General features: G+C 41.3%; 4 protein-coding genes and 1 pseudogene. All 5 read right to left on the bottom strand.

Annotated elements, in window-relative coordinates:
- Positions 1-499 precede the first annotated feature (499 nt).
- Complete coding sequence (locus Q0386_RS06340; RefSeq protein WP_299028683.1) at positions 500-1,168, bottom strand: prepilin-type N-terminal cleavage/methylation domain-containing protein; 669 nt, start codon at positions 1,166-1,168, stop codon at positions 500-502.
- A 16-nt stretch (positions 1,169-1,184) separates the two neighbouring features.
- Positions 1,185-2,381, bottom strand: a complete 1,197-nt coding sequence (locus tag Q0386_RS06335) for a hypothetical protein (RefSeq protein WP_299028680.1) — start codon at positions 2,379-2,381, stop codon at positions 1,185-1,187.
- A gap of 15 nt (positions 2,382-2,396) precedes the next feature.
- Positions 2,397-2,837 carry a phosphoribosyltransferase gene (locus Q0386_RS06330; RefSeq protein ID WP_299028677.1) on the bottom strand — a complete coding sequence of 147 codons (441 nt, stop codon included), beginning with the start codon at positions 2,835-2,837 and terminating at the stop codon, positions 2,397-2,399.
- Between the two features lie 9 nt (positions 2,838-2,846).
- Positions 2,847-4,139, bottom strand: coding sequence for an NCS2 family permease (locus Q0386_RS06325; protein WP_299028674.1), 1,293 nt, complete (start codon positions 4,137-4,139; stop codon positions 2,847-2,849).
- Between the two features lie 11 nt (positions 4,140-4,150).
- Positions 4,151-4,660, bottom strand: a pseudogene (locus Q0386_RS06320) (aminofutalosine synthase MqnE); the annotation flags it as partial.

Below are 4,660 nucleotides of genomic sequence, written 5' to 3'. Positions count from 1 at the left end.
TGTATTAGGCACGCCGCCAGCGTTCACTCTGAGCCAGGATCAAACTCTCCATATTAAATTACCTAAATCATAAAGATATTAGGATTTTATTATGAAGTTTTTAATCAAAAAACTTTAATTTTATTAATTAGTTTTATCTCTTATCTACTTTCCAGGGAAAGCCTGATAATAGATTGGCTCAATCGATCACTTGTTTAGATTTCAAAGATTGACTAATTAGTTTAACAGTGTTAATTTAAAAAACATAATTTAAGAGCTAGTTTCAAAAAACTCTCAAAAATTAGAGAATTGTTTATTTAACTCAAAATTAAAACTTACGATATTAAAAGAAAAGGCTTTATTAACGTGAAAGTTAAAGGTGGTTTCTCAATTCGTGAGCTCGAATTATACAAGCAATATGCTTAAAAGAAGCTGAAGGGAAGGAGGATATTTTAGATTTTTTGAACATCCTAGTTTTATAAGTAATTTCGGAGCTTATAATATATCAATACCCAGTTAATTAAGGATATGCAACCTGTATAAAACCGGTTTCAGGTGCTATAGTTATAGTTGCGGTTCTTCGTGCCGTAGTCAAAACTATTTGACAGTTTTGTCCATTGTAAACCAACCTATCATAACCCCTAGTTGCACCACCGCCATTAGGAGTACTTACGCTTCTCATAGGTCTTCCAAATTCATCAAAAGATAAAGTCTGCAAGCCAGCCTGTCCACATACACCGCGAAATTGAACATTAGTTATTCCAAAATTTGTCGTCAAATTATATTTATTGCTGGCATTTGCGCAATCAGCATTCGAGATACCAGCCCATCCTGAACTCATAAATTTACTCGGATCTAATGGGTCTCTTGCAACTTCGTTTGCCGAATTTAAATTACCTGTAGCATCTCCATCGTCATGGTATACGCTATATCTCCATTCGTTTCCACCCTCGCAAAATGCAGCCCTGGTAAAAGTTATACTCCATCTCTTTCTAAACCACCTAGCATCAGTAGGGTCAAATTTACTATCCTGCATAGCTAGGCGCTGAGTATAGCGGATATGCGACATAACCTGATCGGCAGCCTCGGCGATATGATCGTCGTTGATTCTCGGTAGCGCAGCAGCGGCTATTATTCCTATTACCACGATCACAACGACAAGCTCTAGCATAGTAAAAGCTTTTTTCATCAAATTTATCCTCTAATCATCTTTTTATAATCTTAAAATTTGCGATTTTTACGCCAAATTTATAGACCGCTATATTACCATAATTATCTCTCTGGTCCAAAATTGCTAATCGCAAATTTGCGTCCGGATGTGTATCTATACCGTAAAATTTAAGTCTCAAGGCTAGCTTTTTATCGTCTGTGAAAATTTTTTCTATGCCTTCATTTTTTAGCTCTTTCGCAAGCTCTTTTGCTACGTGATATCTGTAAACAAAATGCTTGGTCGGATCCTTGAGCGCGCCGTAAAGCGTTTCGTTAAAAAGCACAAATAAAAATCCCGCAAGCAAAGAAGCCGCCGCAAAAGAAGCTAAAATTTTATACCCGCGTCTAAACATCGGTAGTCTCACGCGGTACGAGCTAAAAAAAACTAGAACTAAAATCGGCACCGAAATAACGCAAAAAGGCAGGTAGTTTTCGAGTTCCAGGCGCTGCCTGATCGACAAAAACAAGCAAAACAAAAATGCCGTTATACAGACGAACCAGAGCAAATTTTTAGTCTCTTTTATCCAAATTCTATACATCGCATAGACGAAATAGACAAAGATAAAAGGCGAAAACGCGGCCGCAAAAATACTCACGGTATCAAGCAGATGGCCTCTTGGTTTGCCGCCCGAGTCAAATCCGTAAAAGTAAAAGCAAAGCGCGAAAAATAGAGCCGCCACCCACGCCATCTTAGCGTCGCGCCTATAGACGGCAAATACAAAAATAGCCGAAAAATAAACTAAAAACGCGCCGCTAATAAAAGGCAATACGCACAAAAGCGCGTAAAAAGCGAGCATTTTGCGTAGTTGATAGAGATAAATGCTCAAAAGCGAAAGCGCGATTATGATGCCGGCGTCGTTTACCAAGATCGCCGAGGCCATCGTTGCAGGAAGCAGTATAAACACGACTGCGCTTACTACTCGGTCAAATTTGCGTTTTAAAATTTGCTTTGATACCTTATAAAGCAGTGCGACGCTAAAAATGTGGCAAATAACAAAAGGAAGGCGCAAAGCATAGTCGTTTTGCCCAAAAACCTCAACCGAAAATCTAGCCAAGACGGCTGAAATTTTAGGCGAGTTATAAAACGCATCCGCCTCGTAGTAGCTGATACTAAGCGTACTAATCGCGTACGACAAAAAGCAAAAATCAATAAGGCAGATGATAAAAAGTAAAAACGTTTCCGAGCGCAACATAGCTAAAATTTGGGCTTAAATTTGCTCTTCCCAGAAAAACTCTATCCACTCATGCGCCTCTCTCACCGTAAAGTCGGGTAACAAAAGAGCTTTTCGTTTATAAAAGATAGTCGCGATCTTTAGCTCGATATGCGGAAAGCGTTTTAAAAGCTCTTGCTTGATAGCTACCATACTCTCCCCCGTGTCGATCATGTCGTCCACTATCAAAATTTTATTAAATTTAGATAGGTCAGGGATGTTAAATATATCGATAGTATCGAGCTTTTGCGTCTCTTCGTAGTGGATTGAGTTTAGCGTAAAAAGATTGCGGTTATTTAGCAAGCTCGCTAAAAAATGTCCCAAAGTAAGTCCGCCGCGAGCGATTGCCAAAATCACCTCTGGCTCGAAATTTGCTTTGATATCTCGCGCCATTATTTTTACGTCTTTGTGAAATTCCTCAAACGGATACTTTAGCATACTTTCTCCTTAATGCACTAAAAATACTATAAAACTAATGAGTGCAAGCACGATAACACCGATGTTTACGTATTCCCACTCGCGTCTCATGATACGAACCAGCAGATACGCCATAAATCCAAACGAAAGTCCCGTCGTGATCGAGTACGTAAGCGGCATCAAAATAACTATTAAAAATGTCGAAATAGCGATGGCCGGATCTTTAAAATTTATATTACCAAGCTCGCTAAACATCAGCACGCCCACCATCACCAGTATCGGATATATCGCGTTTGAAGGGATGGCTTTAAAAAGTGGCAGCATAAAAATCGTAAGTACGAAAAATAGTCCGCAAAATACCGCCGTTAGTCCCGTTTTACCGCCCTCCTCTACGCCGCTAGCGCTCTCGGCAAACGACGTCGTCGTACTAACGCCCACTAGCGAACCAACCATCGTGGCTACCGCGTCGGCTTCAAGAGTTTTTTCTAGTTTTTCGACGCCTTTTTGATTGCTCTCATCAAAGATCCCTGCCCTATTTCCCACGCCCGCTAGCGTACCGATAGAGTCGAAAAGATCGGTCACGAAAAATGTAACGATTACCGGAAGCAGCGCAAAAGATAGCGCGCCCATGATATCAAGCTCTAAAAATATCGGCGATATCGAAGCCGGTAGCGAGATAAATTCCTTCGGATACGGCGCGATACCGAAAATCCAAGCGATCACCGAGGTCGTAAATACCGCGATGATAAATGCGCCCTTAACCTTCCACGCCCAAAAAAGTATAACGAAAAATAGTCCCACAAAGCCCAAAATAACGTTTGGATCTTTTAAATTTCCAAGTCCGACCAGCACTGCGTCGTTATTTACGACTACGCCCATCTGCTGAAGCCCGACAAAGGCGATAAATGCGCCAATGCCCGCGCTTATCGAGCGTCTGACGTCATCGGGGATAGACTTTAAGACCCATATTCTAAAATTTGTAAAAGATAGCACGACGAAAATTATACCCGAGATGAAAACTACGCCCAGAGCTGTCTGCCACGGTATCTGCATGCCAAGCACGAGGCCAAATGTAAAATACGCGTTTAAGCCCATTCCCACACTCATAGCCACAGGCGTGTTCGCCCACAGGCCGTTTAGCACGGTAGCGAGCACTGTGATGAGCGCCGTAGCCGTGATGAGTGCGTCCATCGGCATACCCGTTTTGCTCATGATTATCGCGTTTACCGGCACGATATACATCATCGCCAAAAATGTCGTAAGTCCCGCTCCAAATTCCTGCTTCACACTCGTTTTGTTTTGTGCTAAGTCAAAAAATTTCACCCCAAGCTCCTTTAGTAAATTTTAAGTTCGTTATATAAGCTATCACGCTCAACCGGCGTAAAACCAGATGTTTTAATAAGATCGCAAAATGTCTTTAGTGTAACGCCATTTGCGCTATTTGCACCAGCTGCACTTTGGATGCTCTCTTTTTCTATCGTGCCATCAAGATCATCAGCGCCAAATTCCTGAGCGATCATCGCTAAATTTAGCGTCGAAGTAGCCCAGTAAGCTTTAATGTGTGGGACGTTATCAAGCACCAAGCGAGATATCGCCATAGTCTTTAAAATTTCAGCCGATCCTAGAAATTTAACATCTTTTAAGTAGTTATTTTCTCTTTGATAGACAAGCGGGATAAACGCGTTAAATCCGCCAGTTTCATCCTGTAAGTCCCTGATCCTTAGCATGTGATCGATCCTGTTACCGCGACTTTCTATGTGACCAAAAAGCATTGTTGCGTTGCTTTGTTTGCCGTGATCGTGCCACATTTTATGGATCTTTAGCCAGTTTTCGCTACTTACTTT

This window comes from uncultured Campylobacter sp. (assembly GCF_938045625.1).
Lineage (GTDB): Bacteria > Campylobacterota > Campylobacteria > Campylobacterales > Campylobacteraceae > Campylobacter_A.
This window is presented reverse-complemented; position numbering and strand designations above follow the sequence as displayed.

What these genes read in the sequence shown, in the direction of transcription:
- Q0386_RS06340 (WP_299028683.1), bottom strand. Translation starts at nt 1,168, where the DNA reads ATGAAAAAAGCTTTTACTATGCTAGAGCTTGTCGTTGTGATCGTGGTA.
- Q0386_RS06335 (WP_299028680.1), bottom strand. Translation starts at nt 2,381, where the DNA reads ATGTTGCGCTCGGAAACGTTTTTACTTTTTATCATCTGCCTTATTGAT.
- Q0386_RS06330 (WP_299028677.1), bottom strand. Translation starts at nt 2,837, where the DNA reads ATGCTAAAGTATCCGTTTGAGGAATTTCACAAAGACGTAAAAATAATG.